The sequence below is a fragment of the Campylobacter sp. RM12651 genome (genome assembly GCF_022369475.1).
GTDB lineage: Bacteria > Campylobacterota > Campylobacteria > Campylobacterales > Campylobacteraceae > Campylobacter_E.
Map to the genome: position 1 here is coordinate 386,441 of NZ_CP059600.1, position 24,307 is coordinate 410,747.

Annotated in this window: 28 protein-coding genes; 23 read left to right on the forward strand and 5 right to left on the reverse strand. The window is 27.1% G+C overall.

All coding sequences use genetic code 11. The features are described 5' to 3' along the window. The first annotated feature begins 67 nt into the window (after positions 1-67). From tig to AVBRAN_RS02080, 22 genes are all read left to right on the forward strand, one after another. A complete protein-coding gene (gene tig, locus AVBRAN_RS01975; RefSeq protein ID WP_239803395.1) occupies positions 68-1,357 on the forward strand; it encodes a trigger factor in 1,290 nt (429 codons plus the stop codon). Further along, the gene (gene clpP, locus AVBRAN_RS01980) at positions 1,354-1,941 is read left to right on the forward strand and encodes an ATP-dependent Clp endopeptidase proteolytic subunit ClpP (protein WP_214115843.1); all 588 of its coding nucleotides are present in this window, start codon (positions 1,354-1,356) and stop codon (positions 1,939-1,941) included. The genes tig and clpP overlap by 4 nt, the downstream gene beginning before the upstream one ends. Before the next feature lie 9 nt (positions 1,942-1,950). Beyond that, positions 1,951-2,964, forward strand: coding sequence for a diguanylate cyclase (locus tag AVBRAN_RS01985; protein ID WP_214115842.1), 1,014 nt, complete (start codon positions 1,951-1,953; stop codon positions 2,962-2,964). Next, positions 2,954-3,472 (forward strand): peptide deformylase, encoded by a 519-nt coding sequence (gene def / locus AVBRAN_RS01990; RefSeq protein ID WP_214115841.1) that lies wholly within the window; start codon positions 2,954-2,956, stop codon positions 3,470-3,472. The genes AVBRAN_RS01985 and def overlap by 11 nt, the downstream gene beginning before the upstream one ends. A gap of 659 nt (positions 3,473-4,131) precedes the next feature. Then, positions 4,132-5,619 carry a flavocytochrome c gene (locus tag AVBRAN_RS01995; protein ID WP_239803396.1) on the forward strand — a complete coding sequence of 496 codons (1,488 nt, stop codon included), beginning with the start codon at positions 4,132-4,134 and terminating at the stop codon, positions 5,617-5,619. Further along, positions 5,620-5,964: a cytochrome c3 family protein gene (locus AVBRAN_RS02000; protein WP_239803397.1), complete on the forward strand. Its 345-nt coding sequence runs from the start codon at positions 5,620-5,622 to the stop codon at positions 5,962-5,964. Then, entirely contained in the window at positions 5,961-6,476 is a 516-nt protein-coding gene (locus tag AVBRAN_RS02005) for a NapC/NirT family cytochrome c (protein WP_239803398.1), read from the forward strand. The genes AVBRAN_RS02000 and AVBRAN_RS02005 overlap by 4 nt, the downstream gene beginning before the upstream one ends. Continuing rightward, the gene (locus AVBRAN_RS02010) at positions 6,473-7,132 is read left to right on the forward strand and encodes a response regulator transcription factor (RefSeq protein ID WP_214120636.1); all 660 of its coding nucleotides are present in this window, start codon (positions 6,473-6,475) and stop codon (positions 7,130-7,132) included. Before AVBRAN_RS02005 ends, AVBRAN_RS02010 begins: the two co-directional genes overlap by 4 nt. 64 nt (positions 7,133-7,196) lie before the next feature. Beyond that, positions 7,197-8,726, forward strand: coding sequence for a HAMP domain-containing sensor histidine kinase (locus tag AVBRAN_RS02015; RefSeq protein WP_239803399.1), 1,530 nt, complete (start codon positions 7,197-7,199; stop codon positions 8,724-8,726). After that, a complete protein-coding gene (locus tag AVBRAN_RS02020) occupies positions 8,719-9,951 on the forward strand; it encodes an FAD-binding protein (RefSeq protein WP_239803400.1) in 1,233 nt (410 codons plus the stop codon). Before AVBRAN_RS02015 ends, AVBRAN_RS02020 begins: the two co-directional genes overlap by 8 nt. Positions 9,952-9,995: 44 nt before the next feature. Continuing rightward, positions 9,996-10,349 carry a diacylglycerol kinase gene (locus AVBRAN_RS02025; RefSeq protein ID WP_239803401.1) on the forward strand — a complete coding sequence of 118 codons (354 nt, stop codon included), beginning with the start codon at positions 9,996-9,998 and terminating at the stop codon, positions 10,347-10,349. Continuing rightward, the gene (locus AVBRAN_RS02030) at positions 10,346-11,071 is read left to right on the forward strand and encodes a Nif3-like dinuclear metal center hexameric protein (protein WP_239803402.1); all 726 of its coding nucleotides are present in this window, start codon (positions 10,346-10,348) and stop codon (positions 11,069-11,071) included. Before AVBRAN_RS02025 ends, AVBRAN_RS02030 begins: the two co-directional genes overlap by 4 nt. A 9-nt stretch (positions 11,072-11,080) precedes the next feature. After that, complete coding sequence (locus tag AVBRAN_RS02035; protein ID WP_214115832.1) at positions 11,081-11,785, forward strand: C4-type zinc ribbon domain-containing protein; 705 nt, start codon at positions 11,081-11,083, stop codon at positions 11,783-11,785. 17 nt (positions 11,786-11,802) lie between these two features. Continuing rightward, positions 11,803-12,933 carry a glycosyltransferase N-terminal domain-containing protein gene (locus AVBRAN_RS02040; protein ID WP_239803403.1) on the forward strand — a complete coding sequence of 377 codons (1,131 nt, stop codon included), beginning with the start codon at positions 11,803-11,805 and terminating at the stop codon, positions 12,931-12,933. Continuing rightward, positions 12,920-13,678: an RluA family pseudouridine synthase gene (locus AVBRAN_RS02045; RefSeq protein WP_214115830.1), complete on the forward strand. Its 759-nt coding sequence runs from the start codon at positions 12,920-12,922 to the stop codon at positions 13,676-13,678. Before AVBRAN_RS02040 ends, AVBRAN_RS02045 begins: the two co-directional genes overlap by 14 nt. Positions 13,679-13,825: 147 nt before the next feature. Next, positions 13,826-14,269 (forward strand): 3-hydroxyacyl-ACP dehydratase FabZ, encoded by a 444-nt coding sequence (gene fabZ, locus AVBRAN_RS02050; protein WP_214115829.1) that lies wholly within the window; start codon positions 13,826-13,828, stop codon positions 14,267-14,269. Further along, a complete protein-coding gene (lpxA, locus tag AVBRAN_RS02055) occupies positions 14,266-15,057 on the forward strand; it encodes an acyl-ACP--UDP-N-acetylglucosamine O-acyltransferase (protein ID WP_239803404.1) in 792 nt (263 codons plus the stop codon). The genes fabZ and lpxA overlap by 4 nt, the downstream gene beginning before the upstream one ends. Continuing rightward, a complete protein-coding gene (clpX, locus tag AVBRAN_RS02060; protein WP_239803405.1) occupies positions 15,047-16,261 on the forward strand; it encodes an ATP-dependent Clp protease ATP-binding subunit ClpX in 1,215 nt (404 codons plus the stop codon). The genes lpxA and clpX overlap by 11 nt, the downstream gene beginning before the upstream one ends. Continuing rightward, the gene (locus AVBRAN_RS02065; RefSeq protein WP_214115826.1) at positions 16,258-17,295 is read left to right on the forward strand and encodes a rod shape-determining protein; all 1,038 of its coding nucleotides are present in this window, start codon (positions 16,258-16,260) and stop codon (positions 17,293-17,295) included. Before clpX ends, AVBRAN_RS02065 begins: the two co-directional genes overlap by 4 nt. After that, the gene (gene mreC / locus AVBRAN_RS02070; RefSeq protein ID WP_214120317.1) at positions 17,288-18,058 is read left to right on the forward strand and encodes a rod shape-determining protein MreC; all 771 of its coding nucleotides are present in this window, start codon (positions 17,288-17,290) and stop codon (positions 18,056-18,058) included. Before AVBRAN_RS02065 ends, mreC begins: the two co-directional genes overlap by 8 nt. 85 nt (positions 18,059-18,143) lie before the next feature. Then, complete coding sequence (locus tag AVBRAN_RS02075; RefSeq protein WP_239803406.1) at positions 18,144-18,521, forward strand: TM2 domain-containing protein; 378 nt, start codon at positions 18,144-18,146, stop codon at positions 18,519-18,521. 4 nt (positions 18,522-18,525) lie between these two features. Continuing rightward, a complete protein-coding gene (locus AVBRAN_RS02080; protein ID WP_239803407.1) occupies positions 18,526-19,119 on the forward strand; it encodes a hypothetical protein in 594 nt (197 codons plus the stop codon). A gap of 19 nt (positions 19,120-19,138) precedes the next feature. Here AVBRAN_RS02080 and AVBRAN_RS02085 read toward each other — a convergent pair whose 3' ends face one another. The 5 genes from AVBRAN_RS02085 to AVBRAN_RS02105 all read right to left on the reverse strand — a co-directional run bounded on the left by AVBRAN_RS02085 (position 19,139) and on the right by AVBRAN_RS02105 (position 22,726). Continuing rightward, a complete protein-coding gene (locus AVBRAN_RS02085; RefSeq protein WP_214150288.1) occupies positions 19,139-19,372 on the reverse strand; it encodes a hypothetical protein in 234 nt (77 codons plus the stop codon). Then, positions 19,369-20,301 carry a thioredoxin-disulfide reductase gene (gene trxB, locus AVBRAN_RS02090; protein WP_239803408.1) on the reverse strand — a complete coding sequence of 311 codons (933 nt, stop codon included), beginning with the start codon at positions 20,299-20,301 and terminating at the stop codon, positions 19,369-19,371. Before trxB ends, AVBRAN_RS02085 begins: the two co-directional genes overlap by 4 nt. A 59-nt stretch (positions 20,302-20,360) precedes the next feature. Continuing rightward, the gene (locus tag AVBRAN_RS02095; protein ID WP_239803409.1) at positions 20,361-21,671 is read right to left on the reverse strand and encodes a phosphoethanolamine transferase; all 1,311 of its coding nucleotides are present in this window, start codon (positions 21,669-21,671) and stop codon (positions 20,361-20,363) included. A gap of 91 nt (positions 21,672-21,762) precedes the next feature. Then, positions 21,763-22,017 (reverse strand): hypothetical protein, encoded by a 255-nt coding sequence (locus AVBRAN_RS02100; protein ID WP_214115806.1) that lies wholly within the window; start codon positions 22,015-22,017, stop codon positions 21,763-21,765. After that, on the reverse strand, positions 22,007-22,726 hold the full coding sequence (locus AVBRAN_RS02105) for a TerC family protein (RefSeq protein ID WP_214120322.1): 720 nt from the start codon (positions 22,724-22,726) through the stop codon (positions 22,007-22,009). The genes AVBRAN_RS02100 and AVBRAN_RS02105 overlap by 11 nt, the downstream gene beginning before the upstream one ends. 61 nt (positions 22,727-22,787) lie before the next feature. Between AVBRAN_RS02105 and aspA the strand changes: the two genes are divergently transcribed. Next, positions 22,788-24,188, forward strand: a complete 1,401-nt coding sequence (aspA, locus tag AVBRAN_RS02110; protein ID WP_214115804.1) for an aspartate ammonia-lyase — start codon at positions 22,788-22,790, stop codon at positions 24,186-24,188. The last annotated feature ends 119 nt before the right edge of the window (positions 24,189-24,307 follow it).

Below are 24,307 nucleotides of genomic sequence, written 5' to 3' on the forward strand. Positions count from 1 at the left end.
TTATATTTTGCCAATGATTAATTTTTTTAGCTAGAATTGTGCGAAATATTTTACAAAAGGTAGTTTAATGAAACTTAGTACAACAAAAATTGATGAAATTAATTACTCAGTAAGTGGTGTTATAGAAAAATCTTTAATAGATGAAAAGGTTAAAGAAATAGCTGTAAAAGCTAGTAAAACTATGCAAGTTGCTGGTTTTAGAAAAGGCAAAGTTCCTGTAAATGTTGTTTTAGATAGATATAAAGATTCTTTACTAAAAGATGCAGAACAAGAAGCGATTACAAGTGCTTATAAAAATGCAGTTAAAGAAACAGGTAAAGATGAAAAAGAATTAATCGGCGAGCCAAGCTTTAAAAAATTCGATAGAAAAGATAGTGGAATTGAATTTGAATTCGTAGTTTCTTTTAGACCAACAATTGATTTAAGTGGTTATGAAGCATTAGTTCCTGCATTAAAAATAGAAGAAATTAAAGAAAAAGATATTAAAGCTAGAAAAGAAGCTATGCTTAAGCAATTTGCTCCATTAGAAAAAACTAAAAAACAAATCTTAAAAAAAGGTGATTATGCTAAGTTTGATTTTGAAGGATTTGTTGATGGCGTTGCTTTTGAAGGTGGTAAAGCAGAAAATTATATGCTAGAGATTGGAAGTGGTCAATTTATACCAGGATTTGAAGATGGTATGATAGAGCTTAAAGTTGGCGAAGAAAAAGATATAGAAGTAACTTTCCCTGAAAATTATCAAGCAGCTCATTTAGCGGGTAAAAAAGCAGTATTTAAAGTAAAATTACATGAAATTCACGCAAGAAAATTACCTGAAATTGATGAAGAAATGCTTAAAAAATTACTTCCTGGTGTAGAAAACCCAACTGAAGCAATTTTAGATGAAAAAATAAAAGAACAATTAGAAACAGAAGCTAAATTTAAACAAATTGATGAAAAATTAAAACAAGAATTTGTTGAAAAAATGCTAGAAAAATATACTTTTGCAGTTCCACAAAATATTTTAGAACAAGAAACTAATTTACAATTTAATCAAGCTGCAAGAAGCTTTAGTAAAGAAGAATTTGACAAATTAAAAGATGATAAATATTTAGAAGAAAAAAGAAAAGAATATGAATCAGAAGCTTTAAAAAGCGTAAAATTGACTTTCATTGTTGATGAATTAGCAAAATTAAGAAATGTAGTTGTAAATGACCAAGAAGTAGCGCAAGCTATTTATTTTGAAGCTTTAAGATATGGAATGGACCCTAAACAATTAATAGAAAACTATACAAAAAATGGCACATTACCAGCTGTTAGAATGAGTTTAGTAGAAGAAAAATTATTTGCTGATTTATTTTTAGGAAAAGATAAATGAGCTACATACCTTATGTAGTAGAAAAAACTAGCAAAGGCGAGAGAAGTTATGATATTTACTCTCGCTTACTTAAAGATAGAATTATTCTTTTAAGTGGTGAAATAAATGATGATGTAGCTGCTAGTGTAGTTGCACAATTATTGTTTTTAGAAGCTCAAGATTCTACTAAAGATATTTATTTGTATATAAATAGTCCTGGTGGAGTTGTAACTAGTGGTCTTAGTATATTTGATACAATGAATTATATTAAACCTGATGTTAGTACAATTTGTATAGGACAAGCTGCTTCAATGGGAGCATTTTTACTTAGTTCTGGAGCTAAAGGTAAAAGGTTTGCTCTTCCAAATGCTAGAATTATGATACATCAGCCTTTAGGCGGTGCAAGAGGTCAAGCGACTGATATTGAAATTCAAGCAAAAGAAATTTTAAGATTAAAAGCAATGCTTAACAAAGTATTAGCTGAAAATACCGGTAATAAATTGGCAAAAGTTGAGAAGGACACTGAACGCGATTATTTTATGAGTTCAGAAGAAGCTTTAAAATACGGACTAATTGATAAGGTATTAGAAAAAAGTTTTAAATAGGATAGGGCTTTGAATAAAGAGATAATACACGATGAATCTCCTAAGATTCAGAAATTAAGCGGTGGAGAATTTGAGAAATTTACTCAACAAGTAATTAAACAACTTATAGAGGATAATGTTCCACCAACTCCTACTAATTATTCTATTTATTTTGAAAAAATGTTAGATACTAAGCCTATGGCCTTTAAAAAAAGAGTAACAGAAATGATTACTTATGAAAAAGAAGACCAAAGTAATAAAGTTGCTGTAATAGAACAAGACATTAAAGAAACCTTTGTAAATATAAAACAGCTAGTAGGTTCTATTGCAACAATTTATAAAAATATAAGCACAATGAAAGCTTTAATTAAGAAAAAAATAGGCGATTTGAGTATTGCTACCGGTTCTTTATCTATTCAAAATATTTTAAGGTCTTTAGATAGTGATATGGCTAAACTCACCACAGCCCTTGATATTCAATTAAATAGTATAAAAAAAGGTTATGATGAGATTGTAAAAATACATAATAGGGTAAATGAGCAGAGTGAATTTGATGATAAATTCGGAGTGTTTAATAAAAGATATTTATATAATAATATTACTCAAGACATAGAAGATATTAAAAAATATGGTTATTCAATATCATTGATGTTTGTAAAGATTAAAGATAGTTTATTAAATACAATTGAATTACAAAAAGATAAAAATCTTTTGATGAGAAATGTTGCGAAATTATTATTAAAAACCTCAAGAAGAAGCGATGTTGTGGCACATTATGGAGATGGTATTTTTGTAATGGCAATGAAACATACAAATATAGTTAATGCAAAAAAAGCTTGTGAGAGAATTTCAGACTTATTTTACAATACAACATTTTTTATAAATGATAATGAAATTGATATTAATATAGAAATGAGCGTTGTAGCACTTAGTGGCGATAATTATGAAGAACAGATTCTTGAGGCTATTAGCGTATTACCGAATACTGGTAAAAATAAAGAAATTTATGCTGTAGTTGGAGATAGTGAAGAAAATGATGCTTAAATTAATAACTTATCCTAATAAATTATTATTTACTAGGAGTGAAGAAGTTAAGGTATTTGATGAAGAGTTACATACATTTTTAGATGATATGTATGAGACTATGATTTCGTCTAGTGGTATAGGTTTAGCAGCAATACAAGTTGCAAAACCTTTAAGAATATTTTTGATTAATTTATTAAATGAAAATGAAGAACAAAATAAAGATGATTTGATTGAATTTATTAATCCAATAATAACACCTATTGGAGAAGGAACGCAAGTTTATGAAGAAGGTTGTCTTAGTGTTCCTGGTTTTTTTGAAGAAGTAACTAGATATAATAAAATTAAAGTTGATTATTTAGATAGATTTGGAAATCAAAAAACTTTAGAAGCTGAAGGGCTTTTAGCAGTTGCTATTCAACACGAAAACGACCATCTTGATGGACATTTATTCATAGAAAAAATATCATTTAGTGGAAGAAAAAAATTAGAAAAACATTTAAAAAGTTCTAAAAAGCCTAAAAAATAATTATGGCTTTTTAGATTATTGTTTATATCTTCATTTATTTTTCAAAATAATTTATACTTTTATAATTCATAGTAATATTTTAAAAAAAGTATAAAAATATTTATTGTTAAAATCTTTTGGAATTTAATTTGCAATGCTTTTATAGAACTTACTTTGTATTATGCTTGTAGTTTAAATTATTTGATTAGTTTGTAAATATTATTAGATAGATTTGATATTTAAAACTTAAGTGAATATTAAAAATTACGCAGCTTATAAATATAGTAATTTATATTAATTTAAATAAAATAATTGGTTTTAATAAGATATTAAAATACTTAAATTGATACTAAAAATTAAAATTGTAACTAAGCAGAAAAAATCGGATATTATTTTTTATTACAAAATAATTTTTTAACAACACAAGCACTAAATACTAGATATTTTTATAAGATTTTCATTAGTTATTTTATACTTTTAAAAACTATTAAACAAACCTAGAAATTAAATTAATATCAAGATTTTAAATATTTTATAGGTAATATATCATTTCTATAATTTAAAATATTAGCTATCTTAGATTTAAAATTTATATTAAAATCTTAAAAATAAATTTATATTTGACACTTTTTTGCCACTACATATTTTTATAATAAATTGATTTTTTAGAAGGAGTATAGATGTTATCAAGGAGAAATTTTATAAAAGGAGTAGCAGGAGTTGGCCTTAGTGCACCTTTAGCATTAAACGCTAATGATAATTTAGGAAAAGACATAAAATTTGATGAAATAGCTGATGTTATTATAATCGGAAGTGGTGTGAGTGCTCATATTTGTGCTGCTTATTTAGTAAAGAATAAAATTGATGTTTTAATGATTGAAAAGATGGATAGAATTGGTGGTAATTCAGTTCTTTCTCAACAAGATTTTGCTGTTCTTAATTCAGATTTACAAATTAAAGCTGGCATAAAAGATAGCGAAGAATTATTTTTAAATGATTTAAATAAAGCTGGAGCTGGATATAATCATTTAGAACATTCTTTAAGAATTATAAGAAATTCAAATGAAGCATATGAATTTGCTAAAAGTTGTGGGGTTAAATATGCTGATAAGCTTAAGTTTTTAGGCGGTCATAGTGTTGCTAGAAGTGTTGAAACTATTGGCGGTGGCGGTGCTTGTATTAGCACTTTAAATGAATTTTTTATAAAACATAATGGAAAGATTAAAAACGAAACTAAATGCGATGAAATCATTCAAGATGAAAGTGGCAAAATAATTGGCGTAAGCGTTAGAGAAAATTATAGATTTAATAGAAATCTAGCAAATGATGATAGAGAGAATTTAAGTGGAGATAAAAAACACTATAAAGCAAGGCTTGCGGTAGTTTTTGCAACAGGTGGATTTAGCCGTGATATTGAGTTTAGAAGTATAGTAAATCCTAGATTAAGACTAGCAAAAAGCCCTTCAAGTTTAGGTCAGACTGCTGGTGCATTAAAACAAATGCTAAAGGTAGGAGCAATCCCAACTCAATTAGCACTTAGTAGATTTTCTTTTGGAATTCCTACAGAAGATTTAATTTATGGGATTATGGTTGATTGCAATGCTAAAAGATTTTTAAATGAAGATGGGGATAGACAAGGTTTATCAAATAAAATCTTAGCTCATATGGAAAAGATTAACACAACAATTTATCCAATAATTATTTTTGATAGCATAGGATTTGCTAATTCGCACGACCCTAATAGAATGCAAAGTTTTATTACTGCAGGGAAAATGAAGAAATTTGATAGCTTAAGTGATTTAGCTAATAATTTTAAGCTTAATGAAAATGATTTATCAAAGACAATGCAAGATTATGAAACAGGAATTTCAAATAATAAAGATGAGTTCAAAAAAGATTTAAGTAAGATTAAAAATTCTAGTATGAGTAAAGCACCTTTTTATGCAATGACAGCTGCACCAGGTCTTAGTTATACTCCAGGTGGTGTTTATGCTGATATAAATATGAGAGTTTTAAATATTAGTAACTATGAGCCAATTAAAGGGCTTTACGCGATTGGTGAGGCAACTGGTGGTGTTCATGGACAATCAAGGCTTACTAGTTGTTCTATTCCTGATTGTATGACTTCAGGAATTGCTTGTGCGAAAGATATTTTAAAAGGAGTATAAATGCAAAAATTATTAATGATTTTGATATTAAGTATTTTTGCATTAGGCAATGAATTTGCAATAAAACCACACCATGTTGATGTGAAATTAAAATGCACAGATTGTCATAAAGAAGCAAATGAAAAAGATTATAAAGCACTTGATTCTAATTCATGTCTAAGTTGTCATGGAAGTAAAGAGAAATTAGCAAAAAGGCTTGATTTTTTAAAAGGTAAAAATCCGCATAATAGTATTCATGATAATGCGAATTTAAATTGTTACACCTGTCATAATGAGCATAAGCCATCATTTAATATGTGTAATACTTGCCATAATACTAAAACTTGGATGAAGGAGATAAAATGAAAAAAACTATTATTTTTGTTTCATCTATTGTGGTTTTAACTTTAATTTTTGTGTTTTTATCTCATAAAGCTATACAAATGACTGGCGATGATAAATTTTGTGCGAGTTGTCATGTAATGCAACCGATGAAGGAAGCTTATATTAAAGATGTTCATAGTGGTAATAATAATCTAGGTATAAAGGCAAATTGTGTAGATTGTCATTTGCCACACGATAATATAGTAAATTATCTAAGCACAAAAGCTTATAATGGCATTAAAGAATTTAGTATCACTGCTATTGGAGCTGATGAAAATATAGATTGGTATGAAAAACTCAATCATAAAAAAGATTATGTTTATGATAGTGGATGCTTAAAATGTCATCAAGATATTACTAAAATTAATTCTAAAAATGAAATGCAAAATACAATGCATAAAAGATATTTAGATTACGCAAATGAATTAAAATGTGTAAGTTGTCATACCCATGTAGGTCATGATGGTTTAAGGGGTAAATTAGATAAAAAATGAAAAAATACACAATTTTATATGCAGAAGATGATTTAAATCTAGCAAGTCAAGTTATTGATTTGCTAGAACTACTTGATTTTAATGTGCTTTATGCTAAAGATGGCTTAAGTGCTTTAGATATATATTTGGCTAAAAAGCCTGATATATTATTACTTGATATTTCTATGCCAAAACTTGATGGTTTAAATTTATTAGAAAATATAAGAAATTCTGATAATAAAATTCCTGCTATTATGATTACAGCTTTAAGCGATAAACAAACTTTATTAAGTGCAGTTGAGCTTAATATTTGCAAGTATTTAATAAAACCTTTTGATAGGATTAAACTTGAAGATGCTTTAAAAAAGGCTATAAAAAGTATTAATAATAAAATTAAATTAAGCAATAATATATATTTAGATATTGATTTAAATGAGTTATTAGTAAATGATGAGATTATTAAGCTTAGCAAAAAAGAATTTTTATTGCTTGAAATTTTGTTAAAAAGTAGTCCTAACATTGTAGATATTTATAAGATTTGCGATTATGTATATAATGATTATGATGTAAGTTCTGATGCTATTAAATCACTCATTAAAAATCTTAGAAAGAAATTAGGCGATAAAGGTATAATTCATAATGCAAATTCTCGTGGATACTATATCAAAATTACTTAATATAAGCATTCGCAAAAAAGCTTTTATATTTGTTTTAACTTTGATTATTTTTTTATGTTTTATTTTGAATTTTTTATATATTTCTTGGCATAAAAATTATTTATTTCAAAACAAAAATAGTTTTAATGATAGGTTTATTTATTTTTATAGTGATTTTTTAAATAATTTATTAAACAATACGCTTAGTATTAGTTATGAATTTAGTTCTAATTTAGATTATTTAAAAAATGATGAAAAGCTAAATAAATTAAATAAATTATTTTTAAATCTAAGCTCAAATGAGGCATATTTAAAGGATATTAAATTATTTATTTTAAAAGAAAATATTTGCATAGAAAAAGATAAAATAAAATTAAATTGCCAATATGATTTTAATAATCAAACAGATATTTTACTTAGATTAAATACCGAACCAGTTTATTTAATTAATTTAAAAATAAATGAAAATTATGCGATTACTTATACAATAAGTGCAAAAAAATTATTAGATAATTTAAAAATTCAAGATGATTTTTTAGCTGCTTTAAAGTATGAAAATGAGTATTTTTATAATGAATTTGATTGGCAAAATAAAACTAAACTTTTAACAAATGATGAAGATATAATTAAGTTAGATGATAAATATTATTTAAGTAATGAAATTATTTTAAATGATAGATTTTTAATATTGATTAAAAAAGATATTACAAAAGATTATAAAACTCATTTACATATAATAAAAAAGGCTTTTATAATTAGTGTGATTTTGGTATTTTTTGCTTTTATTGGGGTATATTTTGTTTTAGGATTTTTAATTAATAAATTATTAAAAACCGAAGAAAAACTAAGAAAATTAAATGCAAATTTACAAGAAGAAGTAAAAAATCAAGTTGAAATAATTAAGGCTAAATTAGATGAAAATACACAAAAAGAGCAATTGCTAAATCATCAATCAAAATTAGCTGCATTAGGTGAAATGATAGCTTGTATAGCTCATGAATATAGACAGCCATTAGCAACTTTAGGTGCAATTTCTAGTTATCTTGAGATTAGTTTAGAAAAACAAAAAATTGATGATAAGTTTCATCAAAAATTAAAAGAGATAAATCCTATTTTAAATTATATGTCAAAAACTATTGATGAATTTTATGATTTTTATAAGACAAAGCAAGAAAAAAGCTCTTTTTATGTTTATGAAGCTATTTTAAATTCTTTAACGATTTGTAATGCAAGCCTTACAAGGAATGCAATTAATACTACTTTAAGACTTGATAAGAATTTAAAAATAAATTCATATAAAAATAGTTTAGCTCATGCAATAATCAATCTCATTACAAATGCAAAAGATGCTTTAGTTAATATAAAAAATCCTTATATTATAATTAATCTTTATGCTTATAAAAATAATATTTACATTAGTATAAAAGATAATGGAATAGGGGTTAAAAAGGATTTAGAAGAAGAAATTTTTAAACCTTATTTTAGCACGAAAAATGGTTCAGGGCTTGGGCTTTTTATGATAAAAAATATTTTAAATAGTGAGTTAAATGCTGATGTGTTTTTAAAAACTAGAAAAATTGGAGCTAATTTTTATATTAGGATTGCTTATGAATGAGTTGTTTTGTTTAATTGTAGGTAGTGGTATTAGTGGTTTAACATTGGCGAATTTATTGGTTAAACAAGATATTTTATTAATTGAGCAAGATGATGAATTAGGCGGAGCTAAGAGTTATTTAAATTTTGCTGCTAGTAATTCATCTTTTCAACAACTAGCAAATATAAAAGATGATAAATTTTATGATGATTTGATTTCTTATTCAACTAATTATGCTGATTTTACTTTATTAAAAGAGCTTAGTGAAAAATCAGCACAAGCTACTCAACTTTTAAAAAGTTTTGGGGTTGAATTTGAATTAGCTATATTAAATAGCTTAAATCATTCAGTTCCTAGAGAATTACACCCTTTAAAAAATGCTAAAGAAAGTGTGATAAATCCATTAATCAACAGATTGCTTAGTAAAAATGTAAATATATTAACTAAGGCTAAATTAATTGATTTTGATAATGGTATTGCAAGTATTTTACATAAAGATGAAATCATAAAAATTAAGGTTAAAAATATAGCTTTTTGCACTGGTGGATTTGCAAACGATAAAGAATTTATAAAAATTCATTATCCACTAGCTTATTATGCTAAAACTATGTCTAAGAATAATTCAAATTCTTTAAAGATTTTATTAAAAAATGGAGCAATCCCAACTCAATTAAGTCTAATGAGATTTGCTTTTGTTTTGCCTATGGATATTTTTAAATATGGAATTTTAATTAATTCTGATTTTAAAAGATTTGTTAGAGAAGATAGCTCAAGGCAAGATTTAGCAATAGCGATTTTAAATGAAATTAAAAATAATAAATTAGTTAAATTACTCCTAGATAATCACGGAATAAATTATATAAATGATACAAGTATATTTTACAAATACTATTCTTTAGAAGAAATTGATAAAAGATTAATTAATTGCGTTGATGAATACAATAGCTATTTTAGTAATAGGATTGATAAATTGGGTAAAAATCTTAATAATATTTCTATTAAAGCAATTAATAAGCCTATGTTTTATTTGGCTAATGTAGATGTTTATTTAAACTATACTTTAGGTGGGGTTAAATCAGATATATTTGCAAGAGTAGTTGATATAGATACTAATACAGCTAAGAATAATATGTTTGCTATAGGAGAAGTTAGTTCTATGTTTGGAGAAGCAAGGCTTAGTGGAGCTGCTAGCATAGCTTGTGTTGTATTTGCTATGAATGCTAGTCAATTTATGCTATCAATTTGAAAGTATTAATAATTTTTTTATAATCTAGCTAAATAGGAGAAAATATGAAGAAGAAATACTCATTTTTTAAAAACGCAAGTTATGCTTTAGCAGGGGTTAAAAGAGCTTTAAATGAAAGTGCTTTTAGGATAGAATTTATAATAGGAATTTGCTTTATTTTATTTGCTTTATTTTATCCTTTTTCTTTATTTGAAAAGGCATTTTTAATAGATGTTATTATTTTAGTATTTGCTGCTGAATGCTTTAATACTTCTATTGAGAGCGTTGTAGATTTGGCAACTTCAAAATACCATAAACTTGCAAAAGATGCAAAAGACTTAGGCTCTGCTGGAGTATTTTTTACTATTTTAATAGCTGTTTTAACTTGGCTTAGCGTTTTATATAAGGAATTTTTATGAAAATAAGTGAGATTTATAAGATTTTAGATGAATTAAGTCCTTTTAATACTCAAGAAAGTTGGGATAATAGTGGGTTAATTTTAAGTAATGATGATAGTTGCGAAAGGATTTACCTTAGCCTTGATTTAGATTTTAATCAAGTAAAATCATTTTTACCAAATTCATTGATTATTACTCATCATCCTTTGATTTTTAAGGGTATTAAAAGTATTAAAAATGATTATGCTGGTAATATTTTAAAAGAATTAATCAGAAAAAATTGTGCTTTAATTTCTATGCATACGAATTATGATTTAAGTCATTTAAATAGATATTTTTGTGAAAAGTTTTTAGGCTTAGAAATAATTGAAAGCGATGGGTTTTTAGCTTATGCTAAGAATAATTTTAAAGATATTTATGAATTGGCTGATTTTTTAAAGGCTAAATTAAACTTAAAAAAAATATCAATATCTTTAGCAAAAGAAATAATTCAAACTGATTTAATAGGAATTTGCACGGGTTCTGGAATTTCATTGGCTAGTGAGCTTAAGAGTAATATATTTTTAACAGGAGATATTAAATATCACGACGCTTTAGCTCTTAGTGAAAATAATATAAGTTTAATCGATATTAAGCATTATGAAAGTGAGATTTGTTTTGCTAATTCTTTAGCGAGTAATTTGCAAAAATTACCGATAGAGATTATAATCAGCTCTTCAAAAAATCCATTTTTAGAGTATTAAGGACATACTATGAATAAACACCTATCACAATTAGTAGAGCTTTCTAAATTAGATAAAGAAATAGATAGTTTTTTACCACAAATTGAAAGTGCTAAAAGAGAAGCGAACAATTTAGAAGATAAAATTAAAAGTCTTGAGAATAAAAATTCAAAATTAGAAGAAAGCATAAAAGAAATTAGTGAGAGTAAAGTAAAAGTAGAAAATCACATAGCTCAATTTTCAACAAAAATCAATGAAACTGCTAAAAAAATTGCTTTAGTAAAAACAGAAAAAGAAGCAAATGCTTTAAAATTAGAAGAAGAAATCGCAAGAGAGCAATTAGAAGCTGCAAATGAAGAAATATCAAAATTAGAAAAAATAGTAGATAATAAAAAAGAAGAAATTAAAGAAAATCAAAAAGAAATTACTAAATTAAATGATGATTTAACTATAGCAATAGCTAATCAAAAATCAGCACTTGATGCTATTGAAGAAAAAAGAAAAGAAATTTATGTAAGAAAAGATAAGTTAGCTAGCGAAATTGATAGCAAAGTTTTCGGATTTTATGAAAAAATTAGAAAATGGGCTAAGAATACTGCAGTAGTTCCTGTTAAAAAACAAGCTTGCTATGGTTGTTTTATGCAACTAAATAGCAAAACTTTTAGTGCAGTTTTAAAAAGTGAAGAGATTAATAACTGCCCACATTGTGGAAGAATTTTATACATAGAAGAGTAATTTTTATAATTTAAAAAATGTATTTTTTTTATATTCTTGTTTCTATTTTAATTTATCCTTTATTCTTATTGGTTTTAATTCCTTTAAGTTTTAAGGATAAATATTCTAAACTTTATCAAAAATTTTTACCATTCAAAAAGCATAAAATAGCAGATATTCATTTTCATTTTGCAAGTTATGGAGAAGCTGTCGCTTTAGGCGAGTTGATTAAATATTATAAAAATAAAGGTTTTAAAATATTACTTACTTGCTCATCAAAAACAGGGCTTATGAAAGCAAAAGAATTTGATGACAATGCTTTTTTACTACCTTATGAGCCATTATTATATTTATGGCTTAAACCTGCTAAGACTTTAATGGTATTTGAAGCAGAATTATGGTTAGCTTTACTTAAAATATATAAAGATTTTGATAAAAATACTATTTTATTAAACGCTAGAATGAAAGAAAATAGCTTTAAAAATTATAAAAAATTTAGTTTTTATTATGCAAAAATATTTTCATATTTTGATTTAATCCTTGCTCAAAGTAATGAAGATAAAGAAAGATTAGAATATTTTAATGCTAAAAATATAGAAGTTTTTACAAATATAAAGATTACAAATAAGCCAATAGTTACTAAGCAATTAAGCAAAAATAAAGAAATAATTTTAATTGCAAGCACTCACGAAAATGAAGAAGAAATAATTCTAAATAAGCTAGATAAAAATTTCTTAAAAGATAAATGTCTAATAATAGCACCAAGACACCCTGAAAGATTTCATAAGGTTGAAAAATTACTTTATAATAAGGGTTTTAATATTGTAAAATATAGCAATGATTGTGATGGATATTTAAAAAGTGAAGTATTTTTGCTAGATACTTTAGGAGAATTAATTAATTTTTATTCAATTAGTGATTATGTGATTTTAGGTGGTTCTTATACTAAAATAGGCGGACATAATTTCGCCGAAGCTGCGTTTTTTGGCTGCAAAATCACTTCAGGAACTAATGTGTTTTCTCAATATTCAAGTATAAAATGTATAGAAAATATAAAAATTAGTGATGATATTGATTTTACAAATGTTAAAAATGCTAAAATCAAAAACGAATATACTTTCAACGCATTATGCGAAATATTAGATAGGAAAATAAATGAAACAAGATAAAGCATATAAATTATTAGCAATTCAAGAAGGAATTTCAAATTCAGCTGCTAAAGAATTAATAGATTTAGGTTTAGTAATGCACGGGGGCAAAAGATTAGAGATTGCAAGGGGTCTTATGCCTGTTAATACTATTTTTAAACTTGCAAAACCAGAGCTTAGCGTATTGTTTGAAGATGATAATTTATTAGCTATTAATAAGCCAATTGGTATTGCGAGCGAACATATTAAAAATAATTACACTCTTTTAAATAGACTTGATAAGGATACAAGTGGCATTGTATTATTTGCTAAAAATGAAGAGTTTTTAAAGGCTGCAAAAAACGAATATAAAAAAGAAAAAGTGCAAAAACTCTACCTAGCAATTACTAATAAAATCGTAAGCGAAGGAATGGAGATTGATGAGCCGATTTTAACCATAAAAGGCAAAAGTGCATTTAGCAAAATTAGTAATAGCGAAAACGCAAAATACGCTTATACTAAAATAGAGCCTTTAATTATAGAAGGTAAAAAAACCTTATTAAAAGTGCAAATTGCAACAGGTAGAACTCATCAAATAAGAGTTCATTTAAATAGCGTTGGTCTAGGAATTTTAGGCGATGTTAAATATAGTAAAATAATTAGCTCAAGGCTAATGCTTCATTGTGCTAGGACAAAAATATTTGATTATGATATAAAAACTCCTATGCCAAATGATTTTCATAAAGACTTTGAATTAAAAGGGCTTAATTTAGACTTTTTATTTTAATTTTTAATGCTTTTAAGATAGTTTTTATTTTAAAAGCATTGGAATTTTATAAATTATACTTTACCAATGATAAAGCTTATAATTATTACACTTTGTTTAATTGCTGAAATTAAAATAAATCCCTTTAAGCATAGTAAAGGAATAATAATGTTAGATGTAATGCAAATTCAAGAAATTTTACCACATAGACCACCATTTTTGTTAGTTGATAAAATCACAGAAATCAATCTTGATGAAGGTTATGTATTAGGTTATAAAAATGTTAGTATAAGTGATCAAGTATTTGCAGGACACTTTCCAGGTCATCCGATTTATCCAGGAGTTTTAATATTAGAAGGAATGGCTCAAACGGGTGGAATTTTAGCTTTTCAAAGTATGAAAGATAGTGTTGATCCTAAAAGCAAGGTAGTATATTTTACAGGAATGGAAGAAGTAAAATTCAAATCACCAGTAAGACCAGGCGATAAATTAGTATATAAAATGAGCGTTGTTAAAAATCGTGGAGCAATGTGGGTGTTTAGTGGCGAGGCTTATGTAGATGATACATTATGCACTCAAGCAATTTTAAAAGCGATGATAGTAGATAAATGATTTCAGATTTAGCAATAATAGAAAATGGTGCAAAAATAGGCAAAAATGTTAGCATTGAGCCTTTTGCATATATAGGAAGTAATGTAGAAATTGGTGATAATTGCATTATTAAAAGTGGTGCAAGAATTTTAGGAAATACAAAAATAGGAAATAATTGCAAGATTTTTTCTTATGCTATTTTAGGTGATATTCCACAAGATATTTCTTATAAAAACGATGATTTTTCAGCTTTAATAATAGGCAATAACACAACTATTCGTGAGTTTTGCACTATAAATTGTGGCACACAAAAAGGCGATGGATACACAAGAGTTGGAAATAATAATTTCATAATGGCTTATGTTCATATTGCACACGATTGCACCTTAGCTGATAATATAATTTTAGCAAACAATGTAACCTTAGCAGGGCATGTTGAAGTTGGCTCATTTAGTGTGATTGGCGGACTTACTCCGGTTCATCAATGGGTTAAAATAGGCGATTATTGTATGCTTGGAGGTGCTTCAGCATTATCTCAAGATTTACCACATTTTTGTCTAGCCGAAGGCAATCGTGCTTATGTTAGAAGTCTTAATTTAGTAGGGCTTAGAAGGCATTTAGAAAAAGATAAAATAAATGAATTAAGTGAAGCATTTAGTAGGATTTTTAGAAGTAAAACAGGGCTAATTAGCGATAGAGCAAAAGCTTTATATGAGAGTTCAAATTCTGCCGAAGTTGTTAAATTATGCTCGTTTATTTTAAATACAAAGCGTGGAATTCCAGTGAAAGGAAATGATAATGAGCAATAATATTTGTAGTTTTTGTGGCAAATCTTATCCGTTTGACCTACTTTCAAATGGTAAAAATAATACAATTTGTCCTACTTGTGCTGGTGTTATATTTAAAATGTATGATGCTAAAAATAAAGAATTAGCAGTAGATGAGGTAGCTGATAGTTTAAAAGATATAAGTTCAAAAGCTTTAAAATCTCATTTGGATAATTATGTAATAGGTCAAGATAGAGCAAAAAAGGTTTTAAGCGTAAGCGTTCATAATCATTATAAAAGGCTTATGAGTAATGCCGATGAGAGTGATGTAGAATTAGCAAAATCAAATGTTTTATTAGTAGGACCTACAGGAAGTGGTAAGACACTTTTAGCTCAAACTATGGCAAAAGCACTTGATATTCCTATAGCAATTTGCGATGCTACGAGTTTAACTGAAGCTGGATATGTAGGAGAAGATGTTGAAAATATCTTAACAAGACTTTTACAAGCAGCTGATTATAATGTTGAGCGCGCAGAATGTGGGATAATTTTCATTGATGAAATTGATAAAATCGCAAGAAAGGGAGAAAACCGCTCAATTACAAGAGATGTAAGTGGAGAAGGCGTTCAGCAAGCATTGCTTAAGATAATAGAAGGTAGTGTTGTAAATGTCCCACCACAAGGCGGTAGAAAACACCCAAATCAAGAATTTATTCAAGTTGATACTTCAAATATTTTATTTATTTGTGGTGGTGCTTTTGATGGAATTGAAGAGATTTTAAAGCAAAAGCAAGGCGAGAATGTAATGGGTTTTGATACTACTAGCGTTAAACTTAGTGAAGATGAATTGTATTCACATATTGAGCCTGATGATTTGATTAAATTTGGTCTAATTCCTGAATTAGTTGGAAGATTGCACGCAATTGCAAGTCTTAATGAAATTAGCGAAGAAGATATGGTAAGAATTTTAATTGAGCCAAAAAATTCAATAATTAAGCAATATCAAAAGATTTTTGAATTTGATGGTGTTAAATTAGAATTTGATAAAGACGCACTTTTAGCTATTGCTAAAAAAGCTCTTGATAGAAAAACAGGAGCAAGAGGTCTTCGTGGGATATTAGAACAATTATTACTTGATTTAATGTTTGATTTAGATAAATATGAAGGTTATGAAATCGTTATAAATAAAGATTTTGTTAATGACGAAGGCGATGCTATTTTTTTAAAAATTAAGGATAATAAATGATACTAGACCATTTAATAGGGTTATTTTCAAGTGATATGGGTATTGATTTAGGCACAGCAAATACTCTTGTGCTAGTAAAAGATAAGGGTGTAGTAATTGATGAGCCAAGTGTTGTAGCAGTTCAACATACAAAATATGGAAAGAGCAAAATTTTAGCAGTTGGTAAAGAAGCTAAAGAAATGCTAGGTAAAACTCCTAGTGATATTCAAGCAATTCGCCCTATGAGAGATGGGGTTATAGCTGATTTTGATATGACTGAAAAAATGATTAGATATTTTATTGAAAAAACACATAAAAGAAAGAGTTTTTTACGCCCTAGAATATTAATATCAGTTCCTTATGGTCTAACTCAAGTTGAAAGAAAAGCAGTTCGCGAAAGTGCTTTGAGTGCTGGTGCAAGAGAAGTGTATTTGGTTGAAGAGCCAATGGCTGCAGCAATTGGTGCAAATCTTCCCGTGCAAGAACCTGTCGGCTCATTAGTAGTTGATATTGGTGGTGGAACTACTGAAATAGGAGTTATTACTCTAGGTGGTCTTCATACTGCAAAAAGTATTAGAACAGCAGGAGATAAGTTAGATAGCTCAATTGTAAATTATGTAAAAGAAAAATACAATCTAATAATAGGCGAAAGAACTAGCGAAGATATTAAAATCCAAGTTGGTTCAGCTATTCAATTGCCTGAAGAATTAACTATAGTTGTTAAAGGAAAAGACCAAGTAAAAGGGCTTTTAAGTAAGGTTGAACTAAGTAGTGAAGATATTCGTGAAGCTATAAAAGAGCCTTTAAAAGAAATTGCTGATGCGCTTAAGTTTGTATTAGAAAATACAAAACCAGAACTTGCAGGCGATATTGTAGAAAATGGTATAGTGCTAACTGGTGGTGGAGCATTAATCCGTGGAATTGATAAATATTTAAGCGATATTGTGAAATTACCTGTTTATGTTGCTGATGAGCCACTTCATGCAGTAGCAAGAGGAACTGGAAAAATACTTGAAGAGATTTCTTTACTAAGACAAATAGTAAATGATGAATAAATTTAAATTATTACTCCTAATATGCGTTTTGCTTACATCTTCTTATTATTTTGTAGCAGATGTTAAAAACGCTGTTTTAGGGGTTAATGATTTTGTTTTAAATAAGCTTTATAATGCTTATGATTACACCAAACAAAATATTACTAAATATTTTAATCAAGTAAATCAGATAGATGAATTAAGCACAGAAAATAAAAAGCTAAAACAATACAAATTCTTATATGATAATTTGGTTATAGAATATAACAATCTTGCAAAAGCCCATAATCTTAAAAAATATGAATTTGAACTAGCCTTAACTAGGGTATTATCTTATGAAAAAATTGGAAGTTTGACTAAATTTTGGATGAGTTATGATGGTATAAAGCCTGATATTACTTATGGTTTGATATATGATAATAATGCAGTGGGGATTATGTATTCAAATAATAATAGAGCTTATGCACTTAGTTTAAATGATGAAAAATGTGTTTTTTCTGTGGTTGTTGGGGAAAATAAAACTCCTGCTATTTTACAAGGTAGTAAAAATTCAATTTATGTTAATTTCGTTACTGATTATAAAGAATTAAATATAGGAGATTTGGTTTATACGAGTGGAAAGGATTTGATTTTTCCAGAGGGTATTTATGTTGGAAAAGTAGTAAAAATCATAGATGAAGCTGGGTATAAAAGAGCTATTTTAGAAGATACAAAAACTCTTAGTCCTTATAGATATGTTTATATGGTAAGTGCTAAAGAGAACTCACAAGAAATTAAAAATTAAAATCTTAAATTATTTTTTATTAATTTACCCTTTGTTAATAGGGGGGGGTGTAGAATAATTACTTCATTTTAAAAAAGGAGTAATTATGGATAAGAGTTCCATTTTAATGCTACTTGATAATAAAATTTCAAGCGAGCAAAAGTTTATGCTAAATGATAAACTTGATAATTTAAGCGAAGAAAAATATAAAAACCTTCCACTAATCCCGTTAAAAAGCCCAATTTTAGCAGCAGTTTTAGGATTTTTCTTCGGAGTTTGGGGTGTTGATAGATTTTATCAAGGAAATATGCTTTTAGGATTTTTAAAAATAGGTCTATTTTTAATAGGCTTAGCTTCGACACTTGTATTTATCGGAGTTTTTATTTTATGGGCTTTATATATTTATGTATTAGTTGATATATATTTTGTATATAAAGCAGTTCAAAAAGACAATTACACAAAAATATTACAAATAATAGGATGATTTTATGAAAACAGATTTTTTAATTTCTAACAAAGGTCAAGAATTAATCAAAAACGAAGAAGAATTGAGAGTAAAGTTGAGTGAATTTGTAGGAGAATTGCCAAATGCTGCAATAGTTGATGAGTTAAGCAATGCGGCAAAATACTATACAAATAATGGCGAATCAAATACAGCAAGATATTCTTTTAGACTAAAAGATATATGCCTTCCTACATTATTGTTTAGTTATTTTAGTTATGCGTTGCGTTCTATGTGGATTTATGCAGGAATTGTTTATGGGGCAATTGTGGTTTTATCTTTTTTTGGTTATTTTTATTTTAAACCAAAGGGCTTATCAAATTCTTTTGATTTTTCTTATATTAGTTATGTTTTAATTTATGTAATTATCAGCGTTTTAACAAGTGCAACTTATAGATATTTTTTATTAAAAGAATTTTTCACTAAATACGAATTAACACTTATTAGCAAACCTAGAAAACCCATAAATATCTTAATAGCTATTGGATTTATTATTGCTTTATTGTTAGTTATAAAATTAATTAGCCTTTTTATTGTAGGTGCTAGTGTAATGGCTATTGGTGGTGTAACTAGATGGTAAGAATAGGAATTTAAAATTCCTATTTTATATAGCTTAAAGATTTTTTAAGCTTTTTTAATCTTTCTAAATCTTTATGCTTTAATTTTAATAAAGTTTCAATTAATTGAGTATGCAAGGCTTGTAATTCTACTAATTCATCTTTACTTAGAGTATCTAGCCAACCGCTATTAATTTTATCTTCTAGCTCATTGGCTAAACTTTCTAATTCGTAAAAATCTTCATTAACTAATGCTAATTTGATTTTAGTTATCAATGTTTGCTCTCTAAATATGAAATTACGCCTAAAGCAGCGTTAGCACCATCAGCCGCAGCACAAACAACTTGTCTTGGAGCATCTACTCTTAAATCTCCTGCAGCAAACAAGCCTTCAACACTCGTTCTCATTTTTAAATCAACCTTAACAGCATCTCCTACCATTTCGCATAAAAATGAGCCATCAGTTTGTTTTAATACTTCATTTCTCACATCAAGTCCTACGAAAGTAAATATCCCTGGAACTGCTAAATCTTTTTTGCTACCATCATTAAATACTATTTTAACCCCAGTAACTCCAGCATTATCTCCTACAACTTCTTCTACTTTAGCGTTTAAAATGAACTCAATTTTTTCATTTTTCTTAGCTCTTTCAACGGTTGATGGAGCTGCACGAAAACCTTCTCTTCTGTGGATTAAATATACTTTAGAGCATAGATTAGCTAGATAAAGTGCTTCTTCAAGTGCAGTATCTCCACCACCTAAAACTGCAACTTCTTTTTTTCTATAAAACGCACCATCGCAAGTTGCACATGTGCTTACTCCACGACCAAAAAATTCATTTTCGCCTATAAAACCAGCTTTTTTAGGAGCTGCTCCTGTGCAAACTATAACAGCTTTAGCATCTTCGCTTGAATTATCAGAGAAAATTATTTTAAAATTCTCGCCATTTTTTTCAACTCTAATTACTTCTTTTTGCTCAATTTTTAGACCAAATCTAGTGCTTTGCTCACTCCAAGGTGCCATAAAGCTAATTCCATCCATTACGGTTGCAACGCCTGGGTAATTCTCCATCTCACTTGAGCTTGTGATTTGTCCGCCTGGCATAAATTTTTCATACATTACAACATTTTTAAGCCCACCACGAGTTGCATACAATCCCGCACTAAGACCAGCAGGGCCACCACCAATAATAGCTAAATCTAACATTTTATCTCCTAATTAATAATTTTTATTATTTAATAATAACTTTATTAAGTTAATCAAGTTTAAAATTTATTATACTTTAATTCGTTACCAAACAATCTAATTTTGTCTTTTTTATAATCACTTCTAAGTGGGCTTAAATAACTTTTATATTCAATAGGATAAATTCCTGTAATATCACAAATTAAATGTATTAAATCATCGCTCATAAAAGGCAAATCTTTAGCTTTATTTAAATCTTTTAATAGTTTTTTATGATTTTCTTCAAAAGAATTTGAATAAAGAATTATAAAAGGTATTTCAGCAGTAATTTTATCTAAAATATGCCCTAAAACAGATTTGCTTTTATCATCATATAAGCTTTCAGCATGGTCGCTTAAATAAATTATCAAACTATCATCATTTTTAAATATATCATAAATATTTTGGATTATATAATCAGTATAAAGTATGGAATTATAATATTCTGCTATGCTTTTTTTATCGCTTATATTAGTTTTAATATCGCTTTCATTAAATTTTGCAAATTCTTTAGGATAGCGTTTTTTGTAATTTCCGTGATTTCCTAAAAGATGAATTACTATGAAATTATTATCACTTAATTTTAGGTTTTTAATAATAGGCAATAAAACCCCATCATATTTTGCATAACTTAAAGTATCGCTAGAGCTCATATATTTATTTGTAAAATAAGAAAAATCACTCATAATACCAACACTAGCAGCATTATTTCCCCATTCGCTAATATAGTCTTGATTAGATATCCAAAAGGTTTTGTAATTTGCTAATTTGAATAAATTAATAATGTCTAAATTCTCATAAAATTTTCTTTCACTTAAATTATCTAAATTAGCAAAATTAAGTAATACACTCATTACTGGATTTGTAGAAGCATAAGGGGCAATAACATCAGAATAAATTATTTTATTTTTTATATTTATTAGATTAGGTGTGGTGTTTAATCCTTGCCCGTAGTCTTGATAAGCACTTCTTCTTGAGCTTTCTCCTATTATTAAAACTATATTTTTTATGTTTTCATTAGCTTTTAATTTTTCGTGATTATTAGCAATTTTTAAATAACTCTTTTGCATTATTTTAGAATTAATCAAAATATCATCTGTATAAATTAATTCTTTATTAAATTTAATAAAAGGAATATTTATATATCTACTAAAATCATATTTAATAGCTCTTCTTAAATCATTCCCAAAGCATACTACAAAGATTAAAATAATAAAAGCTATGTTTAATTTGTTATTTATTTTTATATTTATTTTAATTTTTAATAAAAATAAAGCCACAATCATAAAAATTAAAATTCCAAAGAATTTAAAATTAATATATATTGATACAAACTCAATACTTTCAGCCATATTTGTATTTAAAAATGCTTCTAAGAAACTTGGATTTAAAAAATTATTAAAATTAATTACTAAAAAAGATTGAATAAAGATTACAAAGAAATTATAAATTATTAAAAATCTTAAAATACCCCCCCCCATAAGGGATTTTAGATTTTAGAATATAGATTAGAAAATATACAAACAAGATTATAAAAATTAGCGTAACTGAAGTAGATTTTATATATTTTAAATCTTGAATAATGCCTTGATTTATAATCTTATTAGAAAACAATACTAAGCAAAAAATATTGCTTAGTGTAAAATATAAAAATATTCCAAAATGCTTTAAAACAAATTCAGTAAAATTATTCTTCATCTTTAGCCTTTTTTTGCAAGATATTTAGGGTTGTATTTACTATACTAAATGCTAAAGCAGTATAAATATATGCTTTATTTATATGAATATTTAAACCTTCAACTATTAAAACGCCACCAACTAAGACTAAAAATGTTAAAGCTAGAGTTTTTAATTCTTGGAATTTTTCTACTAAATCTCCAATCCATTTACTAGCAATCATCATAAACATCATAGCAATTATTACAGCTAATATCATAATACTAAGCTCATCAGCAATTCCTACCGCAGTAATTACACTATCTAAAGAAAAAATTATATCAATTAAAGCAATTTCAATTATTACAACAAAGAAATTTGAACTAGCCTTAAAATTACTATTATCACTATGCTCGTTTTTTTGCATTGATATTAGTTCTTTAATTGATTTAATTATTAAAAATATTCCCCCACCAATTAAGACAATATCTCTACCGCTAAAATCTTGACCTAAGATATTAAATAAAGGTTTTGTAAGTTTAACAAGCCAAAAGATACTAAATAAAAGTGCTATACGAGTTAGCATAGCAAAACCAAGTCCTAAAATACGGCCTTTATTTTGAAGGTGTTTTGGTAATTTACTTACTAAAATAGTAAGAAAAATAATATTATCTATTCCTAAAACTATCTCAAGTAATACTAAAGTTACGAAAGATAATATGCCTTCTGAAGTGAAAATCCATTCAAACATAATTGTCCTTTTTATTGATTAAAAAATGCTATCCTAACCGAAATTTTTTAAAGGAGATTAAATGAGATTAGAACACGATTTTTTAGGCGAACTTGAAATTGCTGATGATATTTATTATGGAGTTCAGACCTTAAGAGCAGTGCAAAATTTTGACATTTCAGGAAAGCGTTTAAAGGACTTTCCAAGACTAATTATATCTTTTGCGAAAGTAAAAAAAGCAGCAGCTTTAGCTAATTATGAATTAGGCTTAATTAATGAAGAGATTAAAAACGCTATTTGTTTTGCTTGTGATGAATTAATAGCTGGAAAATATAAAGACCAATTCGTTGTAGATATGATACAAGGTGGTGCAGGAACTTCTACAAATATGAATGCAAATGAAGTTATAGCAAATATTGCTTTAGAAAAATTAGGGCATAAAAAAGGTGAGTATGAGTATTGCCATCCAAATGACCATGTGAATTTATCTCAAAGCACAAATGATGCTTATCCAACATCTTTAAGAGTTGCTTTATATGATTATTTAAGCGATTTAATGAAAGCTATGAATTATTTAAAAGCAGCTTATGAAAGAAAAGCAATTGAGTTTAAAGATATTATAAAAATGGGAAGAACCCAGCTTCAAGACGCAGTTCCGATGACTTTAGGAAGAGAATTTAAAACTTTTGCTGTAATGCTTGGCGAAGATATACAAAGAGTTAGCGAAGCAAGAAGCTTAATTTTAGAAATTAACTTGGGTGCAACTGCTATTGGAACAGGAATTAATTCTCATCCTGATTATCCACCAATCGTTGCAAAACACCTTCAATACATAACAGGTGCAAATTTTGTAATAGCAGATGATTTAATAGAAGCTACACAAGATACAGGAGCTTTCGTTCAAATTAGTGGAGTTTTAAAAAGAGTTGCAACAAAATTAAGTAAAGTTTGCAATGATTTAAGATTACTTTCTAGTGGTCCAAAATGTGGCTTAAATGAAATTAACTTACCAAAAATGCAACCAGGCTCATCAATTATGCCAGGTAAGGTAAATCCAGTTATCCCTGAAGTAGTAAATCAAGTGTGTTATTATGTAATTGGTGCTGATGTTAGTGTTACTTTAGCTTGTGAAGGCGGACAATTACAATTAAATGTATTTGAACCACTTGCAGCATATAGTTTATTAAATAGTATTTGTATGCTTGAGCGTTCTATGAAGACTTTAGCTGATAAATGTATAGATGGTATCACAGCAAATAAACAAATATGCGAAGATTTTGTGATGAATAGTATAGGAATTGTAACTGCACTAAATCCTTATATAGGTTATGAAAATAGTGCAAGTATTGCAAAAGTTGCATTGCAAACGGGTGCAAGAGTTTATGATTTAGTTTTAGAGCGTAAATTAATGGATAAAGAAAAGCTTGATAAGATTTTAAGTCCTGAGTTTATGTTAAAGCCACATATGGGAGAAATTAAATAATATTTTGAAATAGAAATTCGGAATTGGGAAAAAGGGGTGGAAATATCGGTATTTAGGTGCTTTTAAGCTAAAACACAAAATTCGCTCACATTAAAAAAATAAACGCTTTAAAAACTTTC

Coding starts and splice junctions, on each gene's coding strand:
- AVBRAN_RS02080 (WP_239803407.1), top strand. CDS start 18,526: ATGAAAACAGATTTTTTAATTTCTAACAAAGGTCAAGAATTAATCAAA.
- AVBRAN_RS02010 (WP_214120636.1), top strand. CDS start 6,473: ATGAAAAAATACACAATTTTATATGCAGAAGATGATTTAAATCTAGCA.
- AVBRAN_RS02040 (WP_239803403.1), top strand. CDS start 11,803: ATGTATTTTTTTTATATTCTTGTTTCTATTTTAATTTATCCTTTATTC.
- lpxA (WP_239803404.1), top strand. CDS start 14,266: ATGATTTCAGATTTAGCAATAATAGAAAATGGTGCAAAAATAGGCAAA.
- AVBRAN_RS02095 (WP_239803409.1), bottom strand. CDS start 21,671: ATGGCTGAAAGTATTGAGTTTGTATCAATATATATTAATTTTAAATTC.
- fabZ (WP_214115829.1), top strand. CDS start 13,826: ATGTTAGATGTAATGCAAATTCAAGAAATTTTACCACATAGACCACCA.
- tig (WP_239803395.1), top strand. CDS start 68: ATGAAACTTAGTACAACAAAAATTGATGAAATTAATTACTCAGTAAGT.
- AVBRAN_RS02030 (WP_239803402.1), top strand. CDS start 10,346: ATGAAAATAAGTGAGATTTATAAGATTTTAGATGAATTAAGTCCTTTT.
- mreC (WP_214120317.1), top strand. CDS start 17,288: ATGAATAAATTTAAATTATTACTCCTAATATGCGTTTTGCTTACATCT.
- def (WP_214115841.1), top strand. CDS start 2,954: ATGATGCTTAAATTAATAACTTATCCTAATAAATTATTATTTACTAGG.
- AVBRAN_RS02035 (WP_214115832.1), top strand. CDS start 11,081: ATGAATAAACACCTATCACAATTAGTAGAGCTTTCTAAATTAGATAAA.
- AVBRAN_RS02005 (WP_239803398.1), top strand. CDS start 5,961: ATGAAAAAAACTATTATTTTTGTTTCATCTATTGTGGTTTTAACTTTA.
- AVBRAN_RS02065 (WP_214115826.1), top strand. CDS start 16,258: ATGATACTAGACCATTTAATAGGGTTATTTTCAAGTGATATGGGTATT.
- clpP (WP_214115843.1), top strand. CDS start 1,354: ATGAGCTACATACCTTATGTAGTAGAAAAAACTAGCAAAGGCGAGAGA.
- trxB (WP_239803408.1), bottom strand. CDS start 20,301: ATGTTAGATTTAGCTATTATTGGTGGTGGCCCTGCTGGTCTTAGTGCG.
- AVBRAN_RS02105 (WP_214120322.1), bottom strand. CDS start 22,726: ATGTTTGAATGGATTTTCACTTCAGAAGGCATATTATCTTTCGTAACT.
- AVBRAN_RS02045 (WP_214115830.1), top strand. CDS start 12,920: ATGAAACAAGATAAAGCATATAAATTATTAGCAATTCAAGAAGGAATT.
- AVBRAN_RS02025 (WP_239803401.1), top strand. CDS start 9,996: ATGAAGAAGAAATACTCATTTTTTAAAAACGCAAGTTATGCTTTAGCA.
- AVBRAN_RS01995 (WP_239803396.1), top strand. CDS start 4,132: ATGTTATCAAGGAGAAATTTTATAAAAGGAGTAGCAGGAGTTGGCCTT.
- clpX (WP_239803405.1), top strand. CDS start 15,047: ATGAGCAATAATATTTGTAGTTTTTGTGGCAAATCTTATCCGTTTGAC.
- AVBRAN_RS02020 (WP_239803400.1), top strand. CDS start 8,719: ATGAATGAGTTGTTTTGTTTAATTGTAGGTAGTGGTATTAGTGGTTTA.
- AVBRAN_RS02000 (WP_239803397.1), top strand. CDS start 5,620: ATGCAAAAATTATTAATGATTTTGATATTAAGTATTTTTGCATTAGGC.
- AVBRAN_RS02075 (WP_239803406.1), top strand. CDS start 18,144: ATGGATAAGAGTTCCATTTTAATGCTACTTGATAATAAAATTTCAAGC.
- aspA (WP_214115804.1), top strand. CDS start 22,788: ATGAGATTAGAACACGATTTTTTAGGCGAACTTGAAATTGCTGATGAT.
- AVBRAN_RS02100 (WP_214115806.1), bottom strand. CDS start 22,017: ATGAAGAATAATTTTACTGAATTTGTTTTAAAGCATTTTGGAATATTT.